Origin of the sequence: Arthrobacter sp. AL12 (assembly GCF_029960645.1) — a bacterium.
Lineage (GTDB): Bacteria > Actinomycetota > Actinomycetes > Actinomycetales > Micrococcaceae > Arthrobacter.
In genome coordinates, this window is sequence record NZ_JASBQY010000007.1 from 24,378 (window position 1) to 46,966 (window position 22,589).

The 22,589-nt window shown below is 67.7% G+C and carries 22 protein-coding genes; 14 read left to right on the forward strand and 8 right to left on the reverse strand.

What is annotated here, in order from left to right:
• Positions 1-11 precede the first annotated feature (11 nt).
• Positions 12-1,553: an amino acid permease gene (locus QK291_RS09775; RefSeq protein ID WP_282381252.1), complete on the forward strand. Its 1,542-nt coding sequence runs from the start codon at positions 12-14 to the stop codon at positions 1,551-1,553.
• Positions 1,550-3,253 carry an NAD(P)/FAD-dependent oxidoreductase gene (locus tag QK291_RS09780; protein WP_282381254.1) on the forward strand — a complete coding sequence of 568 codons (1,704 nt, stop codon included), beginning with the start codon at positions 1,550-1,552 and terminating at the stop codon, positions 3,251-3,253. Before QK291_RS09775 ends, QK291_RS09780 begins: the two co-directional genes overlap by 4 nt.
• A gap of 14 nt (positions 3,254-3,267) precedes the next feature.
• Here QK291_RS09780 and QK291_RS09785 read toward each other — a convergent pair whose 3' ends face one another.
• From QK291_RS09785 to purU, 3 genes are all read right to left on the reverse strand, one after another.
• Positions 3,268-3,786, reverse strand: a complete 519-nt coding sequence (locus QK291_RS09785) for a gamma carbonic anhydrase family protein (RefSeq protein ID WP_282381256.1) — start codon at positions 3,784-3,786, stop codon at positions 3,268-3,270.
• 199 nt (positions 3,787-3,985) lie between these two features.
• Positions 3,986-4,423, reverse strand: a complete 438-nt coding sequence (locus QK291_RS09790; RefSeq protein WP_282381258.1) for a class I SAM-dependent methyltransferase — start codon at positions 4,421-4,423, stop codon at positions 3,986-3,988.
• A gap of 41 nt (positions 4,424-4,464) precedes the next feature.
• The gene (purU, locus tag QK291_RS09795) at positions 4,465-5,325 is read right to left on the reverse strand and encodes a formyltetrahydrofolate deformylase (protein ID WP_282381260.1); all 861 of its coding nucleotides are present in this window, start codon (positions 5,323-5,325) and stop codon (positions 4,465-4,467) included.
• Positions 5,326-5,645: 320 nt separating this feature from the next.
• Between purU and glyA the strand changes: the two genes are divergently transcribed.
• The 10 genes from glyA to QK291_RS09845 all read left to right on the forward strand — a co-directional run bounded on the left by glyA (position 5,646) and on the right by QK291_RS09845 (position 15,211).
• Positions 5,646-6,947 (forward strand): serine hydroxymethyltransferase, encoded by a 1,302-nt coding sequence (glyA, locus tag QK291_RS09800; protein WP_282381262.1) that lies wholly within the window; start codon positions 5,646-5,648, stop codon positions 6,945-6,947.
• A 3-nt stretch (positions 6,948-6,950) separates the two neighbouring features.
• On the forward strand, positions 6,951-7,883 hold the full coding sequence (locus QK291_RS09805) for a bifunctional methylenetetrahydrofolate dehydrogenase/methenyltetrahydrofolate cyclohydrolase (protein ID WP_282381264.1): 933 nt from the start codon (positions 6,951-6,953) through the stop codon (positions 7,881-7,883).
• A 225-nt stretch (positions 7,884-8,108) separates the two neighbouring features.
• The gene (locus tag QK291_RS09810; protein ID WP_282381266.1) at positions 8,109-9,059 is read left to right on the forward strand and encodes an ABC transporter ATP-binding protein; all 951 of its coding nucleotides are present in this window, start codon (positions 8,109-8,111) and stop codon (positions 9,057-9,059) included.
• 22 nt (positions 9,060-9,081) lie between these two features.
• Complete coding sequence (locus tag QK291_RS09815; RefSeq protein ID WP_282381482.1) at positions 9,082-9,936, forward strand: ABC transporter permease; 855 nt, start codon at positions 9,082-9,084, stop codon at positions 9,934-9,936.
• A complete protein-coding gene (locus QK291_RS09820) occupies positions 9,933-10,766 on the forward strand; it encodes an ABC transporter permease (RefSeq protein ID WP_282381268.1) in 834 nt (277 codons plus the stop codon). Before QK291_RS09815 ends, QK291_RS09820 begins: the two co-directional genes overlap by 4 nt.
• An 87-nt stretch (positions 10,767-10,853) precedes the next feature.
• Entirely contained in the window at positions 10,854-11,426 is a 573-nt protein-coding gene (locus tag QK291_RS09825; RefSeq protein WP_282381270.1) for a hypothetical protein, read from the forward strand.
• A 10-nt stretch (positions 11,427-11,436) separates the two neighbouring features.
• Positions 11,437-12,270: an exodeoxyribonuclease III gene (locus tag QK291_RS09830; RefSeq protein WP_282381272.1), complete on the forward strand. Its 834-nt coding sequence runs from the start codon at positions 11,437-11,439 to the stop codon at positions 12,268-12,270.
• Positions 12,271-12,287: 17 nt separating this feature from the next.
• Positions 12,288-13,430 carry a tryptophan--tRNA ligase gene (gene trpS, locus QK291_RS09835; protein WP_282381273.1) on the forward strand — a complete coding sequence of 381 codons (1,143 nt, stop codon included), beginning with the start codon at positions 12,288-12,290 and terminating at the stop codon, positions 13,428-13,430.
• Between the two features lie 4 nt (positions 13,431-13,434).
• On the forward strand, positions 13,435-14,100 hold the full coding sequence (locus QK291_RS09840) for a 2'-5' RNA ligase family protein (protein ID WP_282381274.1): 666 nt from the start codon (positions 13,435-13,437) through the stop codon (positions 14,098-14,100).
• 94 nt (positions 14,101-14,194) lie between these two features.
• Positions 14,195-15,211, forward strand: coding sequence for a YihY/virulence factor BrkB family protein (locus QK291_RS09845; protein ID WP_282381484.1), 1,017 nt, complete (start codon positions 14,195-14,197; stop codon positions 15,209-15,211).
• Here the strand turns inward: QK291_RS09845 and QK291_RS09850 are convergent.
• The 5 genes from QK291_RS09850 to sdhC form a co-directional block, all read right to left on the reverse strand.
• Complete coding sequence (locus QK291_RS09850; RefSeq protein ID WP_282381275.1) at positions 15,168-15,938, reverse strand: alpha/beta hydrolase; 771 nt, start codon at positions 15,936-15,938, stop codon at positions 15,168-15,170. The two genes, QK291_RS09845 and QK291_RS09850, sit on opposite strands and share 44 nt — an antisense overlap.
• 114 nt (positions 15,939-16,052) lie before the next feature.
• Positions 16,053-16,835 carry a succinate dehydrogenase iron-sulfur subunit gene (locus QK291_RS09855; protein WP_226774031.1) on the reverse strand — a complete coding sequence of 261 codons (783 nt, stop codon included), beginning with the start codon at positions 16,833-16,835 and terminating at the stop codon, positions 16,053-16,055.
• A 1-nt stretch (position 16,836) separates the two neighbouring features.
• The gene (gene sdhA, locus QK291_RS09860) at positions 16,837-18,645 is read right to left on the reverse strand and encodes a succinate dehydrogenase flavoprotein subunit (RefSeq protein WP_282381276.1); all 1,809 of its coding nucleotides are present in this window, start codon (positions 18,643-18,645) and stop codon (positions 16,837-16,839) included.
• A 127-nt stretch (positions 18,646-18,772) separates the two neighbouring features.
• Positions 18,773-19,267: a succinate dehydrogenase hydrophobic membrane anchor subunit gene (locus QK291_RS09865; protein WP_282381277.1), complete on the reverse strand. Its 495-nt coding sequence runs from the start codon at positions 19,265-19,267 to the stop codon at positions 18,773-18,775.
• 2 nt (positions 19,268-19,269) lie between these two features.
• Positions 19,270-19,650, reverse strand: a complete 381-nt coding sequence (sdhC, locus tag QK291_RS09870; RefSeq protein WP_144674233.1) for a succinate dehydrogenase, cytochrome b556 subunit — start codon at positions 19,648-19,650, stop codon at positions 19,270-19,272.
• Between the two features lie 304 nt (positions 19,651-19,954).
• Between sdhC and QK291_RS09875 the strand changes: the two genes are divergently transcribed.
• A complete protein-coding gene (locus QK291_RS09875) occupies positions 19,955-21,100 on the forward strand; it encodes a sugar phosphate nucleotidyltransferase (protein ID WP_282381283.1) in 1,146 nt (381 codons plus the stop codon).
• A 131-nt stretch (positions 21,101-21,231) separates the two neighbouring features.
• Positions 21,232-22,431: an amidohydrolase gene (locus QK291_RS09880; protein ID WP_282381285.1), complete on the forward strand. Its 1,200-nt coding sequence runs from the start codon at positions 21,232-21,234 to the stop codon at positions 22,429-22,431.
• Positions 22,432-22,589: the final 158 nt, after the last annotated feature.

Genomic DNA, 22,589 nt, shown 5'->3' on the forward strand with positions numbered 1-22,589 from the left:
GGACGTCAACGATGACTGTGCCAACTCTTATTGGAGAACGGCCGCCGGCAACCACGGGCCGTCCCGGACTGACCGCGCAGCTGCTTCGCCGGAAGCCGATCGGACAGCTCGTCAGCGAGGCCGAAAACGGCCACGGCGGCACGGGGCTGGTCCGCAGCTTCGGCGTGCTGCAGCTGACGATGATCAGCGTCGGCGCCACCCTCGGCACCGGCATCCTGGTGATCCTGGGTGAATCCGTGCCGCTGGCGGGCCCGGCCATCTGGATCTCCTTCGCCATCGCAGGAGTCGCCGCGCTGCTCTCCGCCGTCTCCTACGCCGAAATGGCCGGGATGGTGCCCGCGGCCGGATCGAGCTACTCCTACACGTACGCGACCATGGGCGAAGGCATGGCCTGGATCTGCGGCTGGTGCCTGGTGCTCGAATACGCCGTCTCCGTGGCCGCCGTCGCTGTCGGCGCCGGCCAGTACGTCAACGAAGCCCTCGCCGTCTTCGGCCTCGCGCTGCCGGACGCCATCTCACAGCCGCCCGGGGACGGCGGCGTGCTGAACGCGCCGGCGATTGTGATCGTGGTCCTGGCGATGGCGCTGCTGGTCCGCGGCGCCAGGGAAAGCGCCTGGATCAACACGGCCATCGTGGTGGTCAAGGTCAGCATCCTGGTGTTCTTCTGCGCCGTGGCCTTCACCGCCTTCAACGCCGCACACTTCGAACCGCTGTTGCCGATGGGCGCCGCCGGCGTCTCCGCCGCCGCTTCCCGGGTGTTCTTCTCCTACATCGGGTTCGACGCGGCCTCCACAGCTGGCGAGGAAGCCCGCAACCCGAAGCGCGACCTGCCCCGGGCCATCCTGCTCTCCATGCTGATCGTCACCACCATCTACGTTCTGGTCGCTGTCGCCGCAATCGGCGCCCGGCCCTGGGGCTGGTTCGACGGCACCGAAGCCGCCCTCGTGAAGATCCTGGAGGAGACGACCGGGCAGCCCTGGATTGCGCTGGTGTTCGCCGTCGGGGCCGTGCTGGCCATCGCCAGCATCGTGCTGACGGTCCTTTACGGCCAGACCCGCATCCTGCTGTCGATGTCGCGGGACGGCATGGTGCCCAGGATCTTCGGCCGCGTCTCGCCCCGCACCGGCACCCCGGTTGCCGGGACCCTGATTGTGGGCACCGCCGTCGCCCTCACCGCGGGCCTCGTCCCGCTCGGGGCGCTGGCGGACGCCACCAGCATCGGCACACTCTTCGCGTTCGCCCTGGTCAACGTCGCCGTCATCTACCTGCGGCGCCACCGGCCCGAACTGACCCGGAGCTTCCGCGTCCCGCTGTTTCCGCTGACCCCCATCCTCGGCGCCGCCATGTGCGGCTATCTCATGCTCAACCTCGGCGCCGACACGTGGGTGGTCTTCGGACTGTGGATGCTGGTGGGTCTGGCCGTCTACTTCGGCTACGGCCGCCGGCACTCCCGGGTGGCGGCGCTCAGCCACGAGGAATACCGTGAACTATCCGGCGCAGCCTCCTCCGACACCCCGCCGGCACCCGAACCGATGAAAGCACACCACTCATGACAACCGCCACAGAACTCCCGGCCCCCGGACCGGCAGCGCCCGGCGCCGGCGACCAGGCCCCCATCACCATGCTGAACCCCGACTTCCCGTTCAGCTACGACCACTACCTGGCCCACCCGGACGGCCTGGGCGCCATCCCGGCCGGGCTCCACGGAACCGAAGTGGCCGTCGTCGGCGCCGGGCTCTCCGGACTGGTGGCGGCCTACGAGCTGATGAAACTGGGCCTGCGCCCGGTCCTCTACGAGGCGGACCAGATCGGCGGCCGGCTGCGGACCGCGAGCTTCCCCTCCGCAGCCGGCGTCGTCGCGGACCTCGGCGGGATGCGCTTCCCCGTCTCCGGCAAGGCCTTCTACCACTACGTCGAGCTGCTCGGACTGGAGACCGAGGAGTTCCCCAACCCGCTGGCAGCGGCGACCTCCAGCACCGTGATCGAGCTCGCCGGGCAGAAACACTACGCCCGCACCCCGGCGGACCTCCCGCCGTTCTTCCGGGAGGTCGCGGATGCCTGGAAGGCTGCCGTCAACGACGGCGCCCAGTTCGCGGAGATGCAGGACGCCATCCGCGCCCGGGACACCGCCCGGATCAAGGAGCTGTGGAACGCACTGCTGCCCCTGCTGGATGAACAGACCTTCTACGGGTTCATCGCCGGCAGCGACTCGTTCAAGCAGGCCGGGTTCGCCCACCGCGAGGCGTTCGGGCAGGTGGGCTTCGGCACCGGCGGCTGGGACACGGACTTCCCCAACTCCATCCTCGAAATCCTGCGCGTCGTCTACACCGACGCCGACGACGCGCACCGGCTCATCGCCGGCGGGGCGCAGCGGCTCCCGGAGGCACTCTGGCAGCACGCGCCGTCGGGCATGGTCCACTGGCCCGAGGGAACATCGCTGGCCTCGCTGCACGCCGGCGCCCCGCGGGGCGCCGTGGACCGGATCGCCCGCGACGGCACCGGCGACTTCCGCATCCGGGAGCGGTGGGGCCGCGAGGCGGCCTACCCGGCCGTGATCACCACCTGCCAGTCATGGCTGCTGTCGACGCGGATCCACACCGAGGAAACCCTGTTCCCGGCGGAACTGTGGACCGCGATCGAACGCTCGCACTACATGCAGTCCTCCAAAACCTTCGTGATGGTCGACCGGCCCTTCTGGAAGGACATCGACCCCGCGACGGGCCGGGAAGTCATGTCCATGACGCTGACCGACCGGCTGAACCGGGCCACCTACCTGCTGGACAACGGGCCCGACCAGCCGGCGGTGATCCTGCTCTCCTATACCTGGAACGATGACGCGCTGAAATGGCTGTCCCTGGACGCGGACCAGCGGGTCGAGCTGATGCTGCACTCGCTCGAGCAGATCTACCCGGACGTGGACATCGCCGGCCACATCGTCGGCCAGCCCATCACGGTCTCCTGGGAAGCGGACCCCAACTTCATGGGGGCCTTCAAGGCCAACCTGCCGGGACAGTACCGCTACCAACAGCGCCTCTTCAGCCACTTCAAGCAGGACCGGCTCCCGGAAGGGCAGCGCGGGATCTTCCTGGCCGGCGACGACGTGTCCTTCACCGCCGGCTGGGCCGAGGGTGCCGTGACCACCGGGCTGAACGCGGTCTGGGGCGTCGTCAACCACCTGGGCGGGTCAGCGGCGGCCGGTAACCCGGGTCCGGGCGATGTGCTCGACGAACTGGGCCCGATCCCGCTGGACTGAGTCTCCCAGCGTCCCTAGCCGTGCAGCTCGCGGTGCGCCCGGGCCAGCTCCTGGTAGTGCGCCGCGTTCTGCTGCACGCCCGCGAACTCCTCGTCGGTCAGTTCGCGGCGGACCTTGGCCGGCACCCCGGCGACCAGCGAACGGGGCGGCACCACCGTGCCTTCCAGCACGACGGCGCCGGCGGCCACGAGCGAGCCGGCGCCGATCACGGCACCGTTGAGGATGGTGGCGCTCATGCCGATCAGGCAGTCGTCCTCGACCGTGCAGCCGTGCACGACGGCGCTGTGCCCGACGCTGACCCGGGCGCCGACCGTGCAGGGGAAGCCCGGGTCGGCGTGCAGCACTACATTGTCCTGCAGGTTGCTGCCGGTGCCCACGCTGATCGCGGCGGTATCGGCCCGGACGGAGACGCCGTAGAAGGCGCTGGAATTCTCGGCGAGCGTTGCCTTGCCGATCACCGAGGCGCTCGGTGCGATGAAGGCGGATTCGTGGACGGCCGGGGTGTCCCCGGCGAAAGCGTAAATGGGAGCCATGCCTCCACCCTAGGACACACCCCCTCCCCGTTGCCCTATCACTTGTGGTGGTTCTCAGCGCTGAGAACCACCACAAGTGATAGGGCAACGGGGGTTGAACCGCCGCGGCGACGCTGGTCTTCCCCGGGCCCGTTGAGCTATCACATATGGTCGCTCTGAGCCCTGAGAACGACCAAAAGTGATAGCTCAACGGGGGTTTTCAGGCGGGCGGGGCGGGGGAGCGGAGCACGGTGAAGCCTGGGCTCTGATCGGGGAGGTCCTGTTCGGGCTGGCGGCCTTCGGGGAGGACGACGGCGATCGGCGCCCCGGAAGCGGCCACCCGCCCCAGTTCCCGGACGACGTCGTCCCATTCCTCCGGGGGCAGTCCCGCGAGGGCGTCCACCGCCCACACCGAGGGGAAGACCGAGTCGGCGAAGGGCAGCGAGCCGGCCGGAGCGACCGAGGCTTCCAGACCCCGGGCCCGCGCCGCATGGATGTTCTCCTCGGACGGGTCGACGCCGGTGAAGTGGATGCCGGACTGGACAAAGCGGAGCCCGGTTGCGCCCTGGCCGCAGTCCAGGCCGAGCACACCCCGGCGTCCCTCAGCCTTAAGCAGGGCCACGAATTCGGTCAGCGGGTCTTCCGGGGAAAGTGCCATACCCCTATTCAATGACCGCCGTCAGCTGAAAACAACCGTCCTCAGTTGAAAACAACCGTCCGGTTCCCGTCCAGCAGGACCCGGTGCTCGGCATGCCACTGCACCGCCTGGGCCAGCGTGCGGCCCTCCACGTCGCGGCCCATCTGGACGAACTGCTCGGCCGTGCGCCGGTGGTCGACCCGGATCACTTCCTGTTCGATGATCGGCCCCTCGTCCAGGGCCGCCGTCACGTAGTGCGCGGTGGCGCCGATGAGCTTCACGCCCCGGGCGTGCGCCTGGTGGTAGGGCTTGGCGCCCTTGAAGGACGGCAGGAAGGAGTGGTGGATGTTGATGGCCTTGCCGGTCAGCTGCTGGCACAGTTCGTCGGAGATGATCTGCATGTAGCGGGCAAGGACCGTGAGCTCGACGTCATGCTCGGCCATCAGCGCCCGCAGCTCGTCCTCGGCCCGGACCTTGGTGTCCGGGGTGACCGGGAGGTGGTGGAAGGGGATGCCGTAGAACTCGGCCAGGCCCGCCAGATCCCGGTGGTTGGAGACAATGGCGGGGATCTCGATGGGCAGGGTGCCGGAGCGCTGCAGGAACAGCAGGTCATTGAGGCAGTGCGCGGACGTGCTGGCCATCAACAACGTGCGGACCTTCCGCCCGGCCGGGTTGAGGCTCCACTGCATCCCGAAGGCCTGGGCTACGGGCTCCAGGGCGGCCTGGAGCTCCAGCTGGGAGGACGCGGTCGTGGCCTCGACGCGCATGAAGAACGTGCCGGTGCTCTGGCTGCCGTACTGCTGGGAGTCCGTAATATTGCAGCCCGCGATGAGCAGGGCGCCGGCCACGGCGTGCACGATTCCGGGGCGGTCCGGGCAGGAGAGGGTGAGGATATAGGAGGCAGTCAGCTGGTCGTCAGTCACGGAAGTCAAGCCTACCTGCGGTCAACCGGGGGCTCGGTCCGTGCCGCCGGTCTGGGGTACTCTTGAACGGTCGCAACTGGCGTTGGGTGGCTAACCACCAGGGAGCGGCACTCACGAAGACCACGGATCGTACGCCTGGGCCGAGGGTCATGTTTTTCCGGCTGGCAGCGCCTTGCTGCCGGCCCGCATCGGTGCCCCACTGCGGGTGCCGGCCCCTTGTCGCGTCCCGGTTTCCCGGGGCCGTAATCTAGGGGCGCCGCCGCGGGCCAGCCGGTAACCTGACCTTAAGCAGTGCCCGTTGCCTAGCCAGGAGTTCCCCCGTGACCACCTCTCTTAGCCTTTCCTCAGCCGCCGTGAGCGACCAGCCACTGGCCGAGCTTGACCCCGAAATCGCCGCAGTCCTTGCCCAGGAGCTTGGCCGCCAGCGCGGCACCCTGGAAATGATCGCCTCCGAGAACTTCGCCCCGCGCGCCGTGATGGAAGCCCAGGGTTCGGTCCTGACCAACAAGTACGCCGAGGGTTACCCCGGCCGCCGCTACTACGGCGGCTGCGAGTACGTCGACATCGCCGAGCAGCTCGCGATCGACCGGGTCAAGGAGCTCTTCGGCGCGGAATACGCCAACGTCCAGCCGCACTCCGGCGCCCAGGCCAACGCCGCGGCGCTCTCCGCGATGATCACCCCGGGGGATAAGATTCTGGGCCTGTCCCTGGCCCACGGCGGCCACCTGACCCACGGCATGAAGCTCAACTTCTCCGGCAAGCTCTACGAGGTCGCCGCCTACCAGGTCGAGCAGGACGACTTCCGCATCGACATGGACAAGCTCCGCGCGCAGGCCATCGCCGAGAGGCCGAAGGTGATCATCGCCGGCTGGTCAGCCTACCCGCGCCACCTGGACTTCGCGGCCTTCCGCTCGATCGCCGACGAGGTCGGGGCCCTGCTGTGGACCGACATGGCGCACTTCGCCGGCCTCGTGGCCGCCGGTCTGCACCCGAGCCCGGTCCCGTACTCCGACGTCGTCACCTCCACCGTGCACAAGACCCTTGCGGGCCCTCGCTCCGGGGTGATCCTGGCCAAGAAGGAATGGGCCAAAAAGATCAACTCCAACGTCTTCCCGGGCCAGCAGGGCGGACCGCTGATGCACGTGATCGCCGCCAAGGCCGTCGCGTTCAAGATCGCCGGCACCGAGGAATTCAAAGAACGCCAGGAGCGCGTCCTCGAGGGCGCCCGGATCATCGCCGACCGCCTCAACCAGGCCGACGTTTCCGACGCCGGCGTCTCCGTCCTGACCGGCGGCACAGACGTGCACCTGGTCCTGGTGGACCTGCGCAACTCCCAGCTCGACGGCCAGCAGGCCGAAGACCTCCTGCACTCGGTCGGCATCACGGTCAACCGCAACGCTGTGCCGTTCGACCCGCGCCCGCCGATGGTCACCTCCGGCCTGCGCATCGGCACCCCGGCCCTGGCCACCCGCGGCTTCGGCGCCAAGGAGTTCACCGAGGTCGCCGAGATCATCGCGACCGCGCTGAAGGCCGGTGCCGCCACCGACATCGAGGCGCTCCAGTCCCGCGTGGACAAGCTCGCCGCCGACTTCCCGCTGTACCCGCAGCACGAGCAGTGGTAGGCCATGACATCTGCTGAGACTGCCCACACGGCTGAAACCGCGCGGATCCTCGACGGCAAGGCCACCGCCGCCACGATCAAGGCCGAGCTGACCGAACGCGTGGCCGCGCTCAAGGCCCGCGGGATCGTCCCGGGCCTGGGCACCATCCTGGTCGGCTCCGACCCGGGCAGCACCTGGTACGTCGGCGGCAAGCACAAGGACTGCGCCGAGGTGGGCATCACCTCCATCCGCCGCGACCTGCCGGAGGACACCAGCCAGGAGGAGCTGCTGGCCGTGGTCCGGGAGCTCAACGAGAACCCGGAATGCACCGGCTACATCGTCCAACTCCCGCTGCCCAAGCACATCGACCAGGACGTCATCCTGGAGGCCATGGACCCCGACAAGGACGCCGACGGCCTGCACCCGATGAACCTTGGCCGGCTCGTGGCGAACGTCAGCGGCCCCATGAAGTCCCCGCTGCCGTGCACGCCCAAGGGCTGCGTGGAACTGCTCACCCGGCACGGCATCAGCCTCAGCGGCAAGCGCGTGCTGGTGGTGGGCCGCGGGGTCACGATCGGCCGCCCGGTCGGGCTGCTGCTCACCCGCAAGGACGTCAACGCCACGGTCATCCTGGCCCACACCGGGACGGTGGACCTGCCCGCAGAACTCCGGCAGGCCGACGTCGTGATTGCCGCGGCCGGCCAGCCGCACATGATCAAGGCGGAGGACCTCAAGCCGGGCGCGATCGTGCTCGACGTCGGCGTCAGCCGCGTCGACGACGGTTCCGGCAAGGCGGTGGTCACCGGAGACGTGGACCCCGCCGCGGCCGACGTCGCCGCCTGGCTGTCCCCGAACCCCGGGGGAGTGGGCCCGATGACCCGCGCCATGCTGCTGGCCAACGTGGTGGAAACCGCCGAACGCCACGTGGCCGAGGCGGGCCCCTCCGGCACCGCCTGAACCGCCTGAGTGTTTTCTGTTCCCAGGGCGCCCCTCTGTCCCGGAGGTGGCGCCCTGGGCCGTTAAATCCCCGGACAGCACACGGACATCACGGAACGGCCACCGTCTGGATTTTTTACGAAAAGACTCTTTCATAGTCCGGCGGGATCCACTACCGTGATTCGGGTGCCTGAACTAGTCTCAAAAGAATCCTCAGCCCAGGAAGCCTCCCAAAAGGACGCCCCAGTGAGCAGCCCCGCCGAAACCGGACCGCCGCAGTATGTGATCACCGCCGAAAACCTGACGAAGCGCTACGGCGACGTCGTCGCCGTCGACGGTATCTCCTTCTCCGTGCCCGCCGGTGAGGCCTTCGGCCTGCTGGGCCCCAACGGCGCCGGCAAGTCCACCACCATGAAGATGATCGGCGGTGTGTCCCAGCGGACCTCAGGGAGCCTGAACATCATGGGGATGGACCCGGACCAGAACGGGCCTGAGGTCCGCGCGCACCTGGGCGTCGTCCCGCAGCAGGACAACCTGGACGAGGAACTCAAGGTCCGGGACAACCTCCTGGTCTACGGGCGCTACTTCGGGCTACCGATGAGCTACCTCCGGCCCAAGGCCGACGAGCTGCTGGAGTTCGCGCAGCTCACGGACAAGGCCAAATCCAAGGTGGACGCGCTCTCCGGCGGCATGAAGCGCCGCCTCACGATCGCGCGCTCCCTCATCAACGAACCCCGGATCCTGCTCCTGGACGAGCCCACCACCGGGCTGGACCCGCAGGCCCGGCACATCCTCTGGGACCGGCTGTTCCGGCTCAAGGAGCAGGGCGTCACGCTGATCCTCACCACCCACTACATGGACGAGGCCGAGCAGCTCTGCGACCGCCTGATCGTGGTGGACAAGGGCAGGATCATGGCCGAGGGCTCACCCGCCAGCCTGATCCGCGAGTACTCCACCCGCGAGGTCCTCGAGCTGCGCTTCGGCTCGGAGCGCAACGCCACCGTCGGCACAGAACTCGAAGGCATCGGCGAACGGCTGGAAACCCTGCCGGACCGCGTCCTGATCTACGCCCACGACGGCGAGGCCGCCCTCGAGGAGGTCTCCGCCCGCGGGCTGCGCCCGGTGACATCGCTGGTGCGCCGGTCCTCGCTGGAGGACGTCTTCCTGCGCCTGACCGGCCGGAGCCTCGTTGACTAGGAAAGCGGCAGCACCGGGGCAGGTGTCCGGGGTGACGGGCGCGACGGCGGCTCCCGGCCTGCGCGCCCATCCGCCGGAGGTCTCTGCGGCCCGGGCCAGGCGCTGGGGGTCGCTCTACTTCGCTGAACACGTCCTCCGCGTGATGAAGAGCTACGGCTGGACCATCGTGATGTACGGCGTCGGGCAGCCCGTCGCCTATCTCTTCGCGATGGGCGTGGGGCTGGCGACGCTGGTCGACACCAGCAGCGACGCCGGCTTCGGCGGGGTTAGCTACCTGACCTTCATCGCGCCGGCGCTGCTGGTCTCCGCCGCCGTCATGGCGGCGGCCAGCGAGCTGACTTTCCCCGTGATGGACGGCTTCAAGTGGCGCCGGATCTACTACGGGCCGCACGCCTCGCCGCTGACGCCCCAGCAGATCGCGCTGGGGCAGATCATCGCCGTCACGGTGCGCTTCCTGCTGCAGTCCGCGATCTACTTCGTGGTGGTGGCGCTGTTCGGGGCGTCGCCGAGCGCCTGGGGGTGGGTGTCGATCCTGGTCGCCACCCTCACCGGTTTGGCCTTCGGGCTGCCGTTGATGGCCTACGCCGCGTCGGTCACGCAGGACAAGGGCCAGTTCGCCATGGTGATGCGCTTCATCGTGATGCCGCTGTTCCTGTTTTCCGGGACCTTCTTCCCGCTGGACACCCTGCCGCTGACCGTGCGCTGGATCGGCTGGATCTCCCCGATCTGGCACGGCACCGAGCTGGGCCGGGTTTTCAGCTATGGATACCAGGAGCCCCCGCTGCTGACCATCGCGCACTTCGTCTTCCTGCTGGTCCTCACGGTGGTTGGCTGGGTCCTGACCAAGCGGCAGTTCATCAAGAGGATGGCCGGATGAGCGCCGTCACCACCCGCCACAGCGACGCCGAGGCGGCGCGCAACCGGAAGTTCGGGCCGCTGTACTCCCGGAACGTCCGTGCCGTCGTTGCCCGCGGTCTGATGGCTACCAAGAGCAGCAACTGGATGGTCATGCTCTCCGGCTTCTTCGAGCCCGTGCTGTACCTGATCGCGATGGGCGTCGGCCTGGGCGCCATCGTCGGCTCCGTGCCGGGGCCGGGAGGCGGGGAGATTTCCTACGCCGCCTACATCGCCCCGGCCCTGCTGGCCGTGTCCGCGATGAACGGCGCGGTCTACGACTCGACCTGGAACGTGTTCTTCAAGATGAACTTTTCCAAGCTTTACCAGGGCATGCTCTACACCTCCCTGGGCCCGATCGACGTCGCCATGGGGGAGATCTTCCTGGCCCTGCTGCGGGGCTTGATGTACGCCACGGGGTTCACCGCCGTGATGGCCGTGATGGGGCTGATCACCACGCCGTGGGCCATCCTGATGATCCCGGCAGCGGTGCTGATCGCCTTCGGCTTCGCGAGTTTCGGCATGGGCATCACCAGCTTCATGAAGACGTTCCAGCAGATGGACTGGATCAACTTCGCGATGCTGCCGATGTTCCTGTTCAGCGCCACCTTTTACCCGCTCAGCGTCTACCCGCAGTACATCCAGTGGCTCATCCAGGCCATGCCGCTGTGGCATGGCGTGGAATTGCTCCGGCAGATCAGCGTGGGCATCTTCACCCCGGCGACGGCGGTGCACATCGGCTATTACCTCGTGATGATCGCCCTCGGCGTGCTGCTCACCACGAGCAGGCTGCGCCGGTTGTTCCTCAAATAGGGCCCGGGGGCGACGCCGGCGCGGACGCCCCGTTCGCCCCGGGTGGAAGCGGCCCGGGCCGATGCGGGGGTTTGCGATAATGGGCTCATGCAATCTCTGGGCAACTCCGAGTCTTCCAAGCCGTCCGCGTACAACACCGCCACCGGCAAGTTCTCCATGCTGCGCATCAGCGGGCCCGGCATGATGGTGTTTATCATCGCCTTCGTTGTCGCGGTCATCTTTGCCGCGAACCAGAACGACGTCGTCGGCTGGATCGTGGCGATCATCGCCGGCTTCTGGCTCGCGCTGGCCTCCTTCGTGGTCCTCAGCATCCAGAAGGCAGCCCGGAAGGCCGGGGCGAAGCTCACCGAAGCGCAGAACGCCTTCAACGCGGCCGCCGGCCGGGCACCGTCGTCGGGCAGTGTCGACCATGGCGGCACCCGCCTCGTGCAGGTCCGCCGCGAAGCCGACGAGGTCCGGGACCTGAAACTCGACCACTCGTTCAAGATTGTCCAGGTGCAGGTCCGCGTCGTCGAGCAGGAGCAGGCGAAGGGTGCCGCCTCGGACCAGGAAACGATCCGCCGGGCGCTTGAGACCATTGAGATCACCGCCACGAACGCGCGGGACATGATCAAGTCCTCCGGCACCGACGAACCTGTCGCCGGAACCATTGTCGACTAGAGTGGATCGGGTGAGTTCGGCATTGAAGAAGGACAACCTTCGCATCGCATCAGTCAACGTCAATGGCCTCCGTGCCGCCTACCGGAACGGCATGGCGGAATGGCTGGAGCCCCGCGAAGTGGACATCCTCTGCCTGCAGGAGGTCCGCGCGCCGGACGCGATCGTCCGCGAGCTGCTCGGCGGGGGCTGGTACATCCTGCATGCGGAAGCTGAGGCCAAGGGCCGCGCCGGCGTCGCCATCGCCTCCCGGACCGAACCCCTGCAGACCCGGGCAGGCATCGGCGATGACTACTTCGCCACCGCCGGCCGCTGGGTCGAGGCCGACTATATAGTCCGCAACTCGGCGGGGGAGGCCTCGCAGCTGACCGTCGCCAGCGCCTATGTGCACTCCGGCGAGGCGGGCACCCCGAAGCAGGACGACAAGTTCCGCTTCCTCGATGTGATGGGCGACCGGCTTCCCGAGCTGGCCAAGCACAGCGACCACGCCCTCGTGGTGGGCGACCTCAATGTCGGCCACACGGAACTGGACATCAGGAACTGGAAGGGCAACGTCAAACGTGCCGGCTTCCTGCCGGAGGAGCGGGCCTACTTCGACCGTTTCTTTGGCGAGGATATCGGCTGGAGGGACGTTCACCGGGGCCTGGCGGGCACCGTCGATGGCCCCTACACCTGGTGGTCGCAACGGGGACAGGCCTTCGACAACGACACCGGCTGGCGCATCGACTACCAGATGGCCACGCCCGCTCTCGCCGCTGCGGCCGTGTCAGCCGTTGTTGACCGGGCACCGTCCTGGGACACACGCTTCTCCGACCACGCCCCGCTGGTAGTGGACTACCGGCTCTAGTCTTAAGGCTCCCACGAATGACTTCTCCTTCCACTGTGACCCCGGTCAACGGCGCTGACGCCGAAACCACCACCACCACCGCCGAAACCGCCACAGCCACGGCTGCCTCCGCCGTCCCCGCCTCTGCTGTCCCTCTGGGGGTCCGGCAGCGCATCCTCTCGGGCATGCAGCCTTCGGCGGATTCCCTGCACCTGGGCAATTACCTTGGCGCCCTGGTGAACTGGGTCCGGATGCAGGATGAGTTTGACGCCATCTTCTTCATCCCGGACCTGCACGCGATCACGGTTCCGCAGGATCCGGCCGAACTGGCCCACCGCACCCGGGTCACGGCCGCGCAGTACATTGCCGGCGGCGTGGATGTGGACAAGTGCACGCTCTTTGTCCAGTCCCAGGTGCCCGAGCACGCCCAGCTGGCCTGGGTCCTGAACTGCATCACCGGCTTCGGTGAGGCCTCCCGGATGACCCAGTTCAAGGACAAGGCCTCCCGGCACGGTTCGGACCAGGCCAGCGTTGGCCTGTTCACCTACCCGGTCCTGCAGGCCGCGGACATCCTGCTCTACCAGCCTCACGGCGTGCCGGTGGGTGAAGACCAGCGGCAGCACGTGGAGCTCAGCCGCGACCTGGCCCAGCGCTTCAACTCCCGCTTCGGCGAGACCTTTAACGTTCCGGCGCCTTTTATCCAGAAGGAATCGGCGAAAATCTATGATCTGCAGAACCCGACCGCCAAGATGTCCAAGTCGGCGGAATCCCCGGCCGGGCTGATCAACCTCCTGGACGATCCCAAGGTCATCGCCAAGCGGATCAAATCCGCGGTGACGGACGCGGAGACGGAGATCCGCTTCGACCGCGAGGCCAAGCCCGGGGTCTCCAATCTCCTGACCATCTACTCGGCGATCACCGGGCAGAGTGTGGAGTCCCTCGTCGCCGCCTATCAGGGCAAAATGTACGGCCACCTCAAGGTCGACCTCGCCGAGGTTGTGGCGGAGCGCCTGACGCCCATCCGGGCCCGGGCCAACGAACTCCTGGACAACCCCGCGGAGCTTGACCGGCTGCTGGCGCTCGGCGCCGACAAGGCCCGCGAGATCGCCTCCGTCACCCTGCGCGACGTCTACTCCAAGGTGGGGTTCCTGCCCTACGCCGGAACCCAGGGAGTCCGCTAGCGCAATGTCCTCCGTCAGCAAAGTCACCGCTAACGCGCCGGCCGGCACCACGGCGCGTGCCGGCAGCAGCACGGCCCGAGAGATCCAGGACGCCGCGGGCGACGGACAGCGCAGCGAAGGCATCAGTATCGGCGTGATCCTGGGGTTCCCGGCGGAAATCGCCGAGGAGCTCCAGCGCTGGCGGGCGTCCTTCGGTGACCCCATGGCCGGCATCATCCCCGCCCACATCACGCTGGTGACCACCACCATGACCCAGGACTGGGAAGCCACGCGCAACCATGTGCGTGACGTTGCCAGCAAACAGGAGCCCTTCAACGTGACCATCGCCGGGACGGGGTCCTTCCGGCCGGTGTCTCCCGTGGTCTTCCTCAATGTTGAGGACGGCTTCGGGGACTGCGTCAGCCTGCACCAGCAGCTGCAGGCCGGACCGCTGGAGCGTGAACTGCCGTTTGCGTACCACCCGCACGTCACCGTCGCCCACGACGTCGCCCCCGAGAGCCTCGATGAGGCCGAAACGGCGCTCAAGGATTACAGGGCCACGTTCCCTGTGGTTAGCATGGGACTCTACGAGCACGACGACAACGGCATTTGGCAGCTACGGGAAGAGCTTGACTTTGGGACCGAATCTGACAACGACCGAGGCGAGGACGGTGCAGCAGGCACCCACTGACCCGCCGCTTCCCACCGAGCTGGCCCGGCTGAAACTGGAAGTCATCCGGAAGCGGGTTGAATGGGGAAAGGTCCGACGCTCCGGCGGAGGCCGGATGGCGTCGCTGCTGGCGACGGTGCCGTGGCTGCTTGCCCGGCTCAACACCGTCCGTCCCCTCCGCGCCTTCCAGCACTACAACCTCCAGCACGGCCCGCTGATGAGTGCCGGCATCGGGTTCAGGATGTTCTTCTCCGTCACCGGTCTGCTGGCCACCGGATTCGCCCTGGCAGGTCTCTTCCTGAGCGGACAGCCCGCGCTGCTGGATCAGATCATCAGGAGCGTGGCCATGACCGCGCCCGGCCTTCTGCAGGTCAACGGCAGCGAGGGGCTGGTCGACCCGTACGCGCTGCTGAACCCCGCCAGCCTCGGCTGGGCCGCCGTGATCGCCGCCGCCGTAACAGTCTTCACCGCCCTGGGCTGGATCAGCGGCATCCGCGACGGCGTGCGGGGCATGATGCAGCTCGGCCCTCGGGGGATGAACCCGGTCCTGCAGATACTGCGCGACGCCGGCACCCTGCTGCTGCTCGGCGCGGCGCTGGTGACCAGCGCGGCCGCCTCGCTGGTGTTCGGCACGGCGGCGGGCTGGGTCGCCGCGACCCTGAACCTCGATCCGCTGCTGGCCGGGCCCCTGACGACCTCGGTCACGATCCTCGTGCCGCTGCTGCTCGGCTGGGGGACCGCCCTGATCATGTTCCGGGTGGCCGCGGGGCTGAAGCTGGCCCGCCGGTCGCTCCTGGAGGGAACCATCCTGGCCGCGGTGGGCACCACCGTGCTGCAGATCTTCAGCACCCAGCTGCTGGCCAGCGCCGGACGGAACCCCATCCTGGCGCCCTTCGCAATCATCATCGGCCTGCTGATCTGGTTCAACCTGGTCAGCCAGGTGTACCTGGTCTGCGCCGCGTGGGTGGCGATCCGGGAGAAGGACCTTAGGCTGGCGCCGGACGGCAAAAAGACCGGGTGGGGCGCCCGCCGGGTCCAGCCGGGCAAGACGCCCGTGGAGTCCGGGGAGAGCCCCCGCCCGGCCGTGACTACGCGGTGGCGTCGAGGTACTGGTCGGCCCAGGCTGAAATAATCTTGGCGGCGCGGGCCGCCTGGCCCTTGGCCGTCAGCAGGTGATCGCTGCCCTCGAGCGACACGAAGCTGCGCGGGTGCCGTGCCGTCTGGAAGATGGTGCTGGCGTTCTCGATGCCGACCGTGTTGTCGGTGGGGGAGTGCAGCACCAGCAGAGGCTTTCCCAGCCGCCGGATGCAGTCCGTCAGGTCGGCTTTCTCCAGGTCCTCCACGAAGTGCCGGCGGATCTCCACCCGCTTGCCGCCCAGGTCCACCTCGGCGCTGCCCTCGCTGAGGATCCGGTCAAGGGCGGCGTCAAAGACGTGGGCCACATGCTTGGGTGAGAACGGCGCGCCCACGGTGGCGACGGCGTCGAGCTCCGGGATCTCCTGCGTGGCCGCCAGCACGGCGGCGCCGCCGAAGGAGTGGCCCACGAGCAGTGAGACCGGCCGGCCGGAGTCGCGCATGAATTCGGCGGCCTTCACGGTGTCCGCCACCTTGTGGCTGAAGGAGCCCTCCGACCAGAGCCCGGCGGATTCGCCGAGGCCAAGGTTGTCGAAGCGGAGCATGCCCACCCCGTTGTCCGCCAGCGCCTTGCACATCCGCGAGGCCGAGGGGCTGTCCTTGCCCAGCGTGAAGCCGTGCGAGAACACGCCCCAGCCCTTCACCGGCCCCTCGGGGACGTCGACGATGCCGGAGAGGAGTTCGCCGGTGGAACCCTGGAAGGAGACTTTTTCGGAGCGGGACACGTTGAACCTTTCGTTCGGGCGGACTACGACGACGGCGCCCCCACCCGAAAGGTGAGAGGCGCCGTCGTCGTGATTCTCTAGCTTCTGGCTCTCCAGGTTCTGGGGAGCCAGGTGCTAGATCTTGCGGGAAAGGATGGCCTGCTTGACCTCGGCGATGGCCTGCGTGACCTGGATGCCGCGGGGGCATGCCTCGGTGCAGTTGAAGGTGGTGCGGCAGCGCCACACGCCTTCCTTGTCGTTGAGGATCTCCAGGCGCATGTCGCCGGCATCATCACGGGAATCGAAGATGAAGCGGTGCGCGTTGACGATCGCCGCCGGGCCGAAGTACTGCCCGTCGGTCCAGAACACCGGGCAGGACGAGGTGCACGCGGCGCAAAGGATGCACTTGGTGGTGTCGTCGAAGCGTTCGCGGTCCTCGGCGGACTGCAGGCGTTCCTTCGTGGGCTCGTGGCCGCGGTTGATCAGGAACGGCATGACCTCGCGGAAGGACTGGAAGAACGGCTCCATGTCCACGATCAGGTCCTTCTCCACCGGAAGGCCCTTGATCGGCTCGACCGTGATGGGCTTGGACGTGTCCAGGTCCTTCAGCAGGGTCTTGCAGGCGAGGCGGTTGCGGCCGTTGATGCGCATGGCATCGGAACCGCAGACACCGTGCGCACAGGAACGGCGGAAGGAGACGCTGCCGTCGATTTCCCACTTGACCTTGTGCAGGGCGTCGAGGACACGGTCCGTGCCGTACATGGTCACGTGGAAGTCATCCCAGGTGGACTCGTCGGAGACCTCCGGGTTGTAGCGGCGCACTCGGAGGTGGACGTCGAAGGACGGGATGTCACCGCCGCCACCGATGTGGGCGGGCAGTTCGATCTTGGAGGCTGGCTCAGCAAGTTCAGCGGTCATCTTAGTACTTCCTCACCATCGGCTCGTAGCGCGTAAAGACCACCGGTTTGGTGGCAAGGCGGATGCCCGCTGTGGTTTCTGCGGTTTCCGCACCGCCATCCGCCGGGGCATGCTCATCCTTGTACGCCATGGAGTGCTTCATGAATTTTTCGTCGTCGCGCTCGGGGAAGTCCTCGCGGAAGTGGCCGCCGCGGGATTCCTCGCGGTGCAGGGCCGCCACGGTCATGACCTTGGCGAGCTCCAGCAGGAAGCCCAGCTCCACGGCCTCCAGGAGGTCCAGGTTGAAGCGCTTGCCCTTGTCCTGGACGCTGATGCGCTGGTACCGCTCCTCGAAGGAGGCGATGTCCGTCAGGACCTGGTTCAGCGTCTCGGCGGTGCGGAACACCTGCATGTTGGCATCCATGGTGTCCTGCAGTTCCTTGCGGATCGCAGCGACCTTCTCGGTGCCGTCGGAGGTGCGGACGTGGTCCAGCAGGTCCAGCGTGTAGGCCTCCGGGTCGACGGGGAGCTCCACGAACTCGGCGGTCTTGGCGTACTCCGCGGCGGCAATGCCGGCGCGCTTGCCGAAGACGTTGATGTCCAGCAGCGAGTTGGTGCCCAGCCGGTTGGAGCCGTGCACGGAGACGCAGGCAACCTCACCGGCGGCGTAGAGGCCCGGGACGACGGTGTCGTTGTCCTGGAGGACCTCCGCGGTGATGTTGGTGGGGATGCCGCCCATGGCGTAGTGCGCCGTCGGGAAGACCGGTACCGGCTCCGTGTACGGCTCGACCCCGAGGTAGGTGCGGGCGAACTCCGTGATGTCCGGCAGTTTGGCGTCGATGTGCGCCGGCTCCAGGTGCGTCAGGTCCAGCAGGACGTAGTCCTTGTTCGGGCCGCAGCCGCGTCCCTCACGGACCTCGTTGGCCATGGAACGGGCCACGATGTCGCGGGGGGCGAGGTCCTTGATGGTCGGGGCGTAGCGCTCCATGAAGCGCTCACCCTCGGAGTTGCGCAGGATCGCGCCTTCGCCACGGGCGGCCTCGGAGAGGAGGATGCCCAGGCCGGCGAGGCCTGTCGGGTGGAACTGGTAAAACTCCATGTCCTCCAGCGGGATGCCGCGGCGGAACGCGATGCCCATGCCGTCACCGGTGAGGGTGTGGGCGTTGGACGTGGTTTTGAAGACCTTGCCGGCGCCGCCGGTGGCGAACACCACGGACTTGGCCTGGAAGACGTGCAGCTCGCCGGAGGCGAGGTCGTAGGACACGACGCCGGCCACGCGCTTCTGCTTGTACGGCGTGCCGTCCTCGCGAACGGCGTCTTCCTCGACCGTGAGCAGGTCAAGGACGTAGTACTCGTTGTAGAACTCGACGTTGTGCTTGACGCAGTTTTGGTAGAGGGTCTGCAGGATCATGTGGCCGGTGCGGTCGGCGGCGTAGCAGGCACGGCGGACCGGAGCCTTGCCGTGGTCGCGGGTGTGGCCGCCGAAACGGCGCTGGTCGATCCGGCCCTCGGGCGTGCGGTTGAACGGCAGGCCCATCTTTTCCAGGTCCAGGACGGCGTCGATCGCTTCCTTCGCCATCACCTCGGCGGCGTCCTGGTCAACCAGGTAGTCGCCGCCCTTGATGGTGTCGAAGGTGTGCCACTCCCAGTTGTCTTCCTCGACGTTGGCCAGGGCCGCACACATGCCGCCCTGCGCCGCGCCGGTGTGGGAGCGGGTGGGGTACAGCTTGGTCAGTACCGCTGTTCGGGCGCGCTGACCTGATTCGATCGCCGCGCGCATCCCGGCGCCACCGGCACCGACGATGACGACGTCGTACTTATGGACCTGCATACCAGACGCTCTTTCTCTCAAAATTCGCTAACAACACCGGCCGGCGGAGCCAGGACGGTGAAACCTCGTGGAGATCCCTTGCCCGCACCGGGCAGGCAAGGGATCGGGTGCCGCTGGGGCTGCGCCGCTACGGCGCGGGGCAGAACCCGCCGGGCAGCTGGACGCCGTTGACCACGGGGCACGGGTCAAACGTGAAGATGACCAGGGTGCCCAGGATGATGATGGCGGTGGTGGCCGCGTACAGCACGATCTTCAGCCAGAGACGCGTGGCGTCCTTTTCGGCGTAGTCGTTGATGATGGTGCGGACACCGTTGGTGCCGTGCAGCATGGCGAGCCACAGCATGGCCAGGTCCCAGATCTGCCAGAACGGATCGGCCCACTTGCCGGCCACAAAACCGAAGTCGATCGCTTTGATGCCTTCGCCCACCAGCAGGTTGACGGTCAGGTGCCCGAAGATCAGGACAACCAGGACAACGCCCGAGAGCCGCATGAAGAGCCATGCGAGCATTTCGAAGTTCCCCTTGGAACTGCCGTTGCGGCGGTACTGCGGCGCAATCCGGTTGCTGCCGACCTTCGCAGCGGCCTTGGGGCTGCGCGGGCTCTCAATCTGAGTTGCACTCATGGCTAGTGACCTCCAAGGGCGAGGGAAAGGTGGCGGATGGAGAAGCCCACCATGACGACTGCCCAGAGAATGAGCACCGCCCACAGCATCTGGCGCTGGTACTTCGCGCCCTTCTTCCAGAAGTCGACGGCGATGATCCGCAGGCCGTTGAAGGCGTGGAACACGATCGCCGCGACAAGACCCGTTTCACCCAGGGCCATCAGGGGATTCTTGTAGGCGCCGATCACGGCGGTGTAGGCCTCCGGGGACACACGCACCAATGAGGTGTCCAGGACGTGGACCAACAAGAAGAAAAAGATCACTACGCCGGTAATGCGATGTCCAACCCAGGACCACATGCCTTCACGGCCGCGGTACAAGGTGCCAGCTGGTTTTGTCGGCACTGAATAAACCTCCCTGCAACACAGCGGCGCTGGCATGGGATCCACGCGGGGGGAACGCCTGCTGCGAGAGCACTCGTAAGCTCAAGCCTAAATCTAGGCTTCGCTAACAGCTTATTCAATTCAGCCACCTCTTGGTGACGGCGCCCGGCGGGGTTTTCGTCCACTTTTGAGACGAACGCCACATTCCCGGACCGGACCGGCAGTGCAGCCACCGGGCCGGGACCGCATCCCCGGGACGACGCGTCAGCGCCGTGTCCGCGTGTGGGCGGGGACTCGTGCGGCAGGTTCGGCTAAAGTAGCCGTGATGACTACAGACAAAGCGACAAGCCAGGACTCACTCAACGATTCGGCCCTGCGCCGGTTTATTGCCGTGATTCCGGCAGGCGGTGTGGGGACCCGCCTCTGGCCCCTGTCGCGGGCAGCAGCCCCCAAGTTCCTGCACGACCTTACGGGTTCGGGCAGTACCCTGCTGAGATCCACGTACGACCGGCTGGAACCGCTCGCCGGCAAACACATGCTTGTGGTAACCGGCAGGGCCCACCGCGACGCGGTCTGCCGCCAGCTGCCGGAGATCGACGACGCCGACCTGGTGCTGGAGAGCGAGCCCAAGGACTCCGGTGCCGCCATCGGGCTGGCCGCAGCGATCCTGCACGAGCGCGACCCGGACACCATCATGGGCTCCTTCGCCGCGGACCAGGTGATCAGCCCGGACGAGCTGTTCCATGACGCGGTCAGGGAGGCCATCCACGCGGCCGCGGCCGGGAAGATCGTCACGATCGGCATTAAGCCCACCCACCCGTCCACCGGCTTCGGTTACATCCGGGCCGGGAAGAACCTTGGCGTCGCCGGGGCCGCCAGTGCCCAGGCCGTCGTCGAGTTCGTGGAGAAGCCCAGCGAAGAGGTCGCCCAGGAGTACCTCGACAGCGGCGAATACGTCTGGAATGCCGGGATGTTCGTGGCGCCTGTCGCGCTGATGCTCAAGCACCTCGAAGCCAACCAGCCCGAACTCTTCGCCGGCGTGCAGGAAATCGCCAGGGCCTGGGACACCCCGCAGCGCGACGAGGTCCAGGCCCGCGTCTGGCCCACCCTGCCCAAGATCGCCATTGACTACGCTGTGGCCGAACCGGCCGCCGCCGCCGGCGACGTCGCCGTCGTTCCGGGCACGTTCCGGTGGGACGACGTCGGGGACTTCGCCTCGGTGGGCCGGCTCAACAGCGCGAAGGAAGTCAAGGACGTCACCGTGATCGGCGAGGGCGCCCGCGTCTTCACCGAGGACGCGAGCGGCGTCGTGGTCTCCGATACCAAGCGCGTGATCGCGCTGATCGGGATCAAGGACGTTGTGGTGGTGGATACCCCGGACGCGCTGCTCGTAATGCACAAGGAGCACTCGCAGCGCGTGAAGCAGGCCGTCGACGCCCTCAAGGCCAGCGGCGACACCGACGTTCTCTAGCTTGCGGCGCTCTCGTTGGCGTCGCGCTCCAGGGTCTTCCGCCCCTACCGGTGCGGCCGGAAAATGTTCGCCAGTCCGTAACGCGCCGTACGCGATGCCGCTATTTTATGTGTGCTCGCTAGAGTTATTCCGTGCGTAACTACTCTACTGAAGCTGAGCCCACCACATTGGTGGGGCCATGGCTCGAGCCCCTGCTGCCGGAGCTGATCGCGTTCCGCCGGGACCTGCATGCGCACCCGGAGTTGTCCTTCAAGGAGTTCCGCACCACGGACAAGCTCGCCAGGCGCCTGGAGGAAGCCGGGCTCAAGCCCCGCCGCCTCGAAGGCACCGGCCTGACCGTGGACATCGGCGACGGTCCGATCGCCACCGCCCTGCGCGGGGACATCGATGCCCTCCCGATCATCGAGGAGACGGGCCTGCCGTTCGCCTCGAAGCACCACGGCGTCACCCACGCCTGCGGCCACGATGTCCACACCGCCACGATGCTGGGCGCGGCCCTGGTCCTGCAACGGATGCACGAGGAGTCGCCGCTGCGCGGTACCGTCCGGATCATCTTCCAGCCTGCCGAGGAAACCATGCCCGGCGGTGCCCAGAGCTGCATCGATCAGGGCGTCCTCGACGGTGTGCCGCGGATCTTCGCCCTGCACTGTGACCCCCGAATCGAGGTGGGGAAGATCGGCACCCGGATCGGCGCCATCACCTCCGCCTCTGACACGATCAAGATCGAACTGACCGGCCGCGGCGGCCACACTTCACGCCCGCACCTGACCGAGGAACTGGTTTTCGCCCTGGCGCAGATCGCGGTCAACGTCCCGGCCGTGCTCTCCCGCCGCGTTGATGTCCGCAGCGGCGTGTCCGTCGTCTGGGGCCACATCTCCGCCGGGTCCGCCCCCAACGCGATCCCGGCCAGCGGCTACATGGCGGGCACCATGCGCTGCCTGGACCGGGACGCCTGGCACAACGCCGGCGAGATCCTCGACGAGGTCATCCAGCAGATCGCCGCCCCGTACGGCGTCGACGTCCATCTGGAGCACACCCGCGGCGTGCCACCCGTGGTGAACTCCGAGCACGAGACCGCCCTGATCGAGGCCGCGGCCCGCGCCGAGATCGGCGAGGGAGCCGTCGTTCTGACCCCGCAGTCCATGGGCGGCGAGGATTTCGCCTGGTTCCTCGCGGACCTTCCCGGCGCCATGATGCGGCTGGGCACCAAGACCCCCGGCGGCGAGGAGTACGACCTGCATCGCGGCGACTACATCCTGGACGAGCGCGCCCTGGGCCTCGGAATCAAAGTCCTCACCGCCGCCGCCCTGCGCACCCTCCGCGACCTCTAGCAGCACCCGCCCGCGCCGCCCCGCCCGGCCCGCGCTTGCCCGCCACGTCGCGCCCCCTTCCGCGCTTCCCGCCCGGCCCGCGCTCCCGCCACGTGGCGCCCCATCGCCACCCTTCCACGACCGGCGCCCCTTCCCGCGCTCCCGCTGCGCGCCGAGGT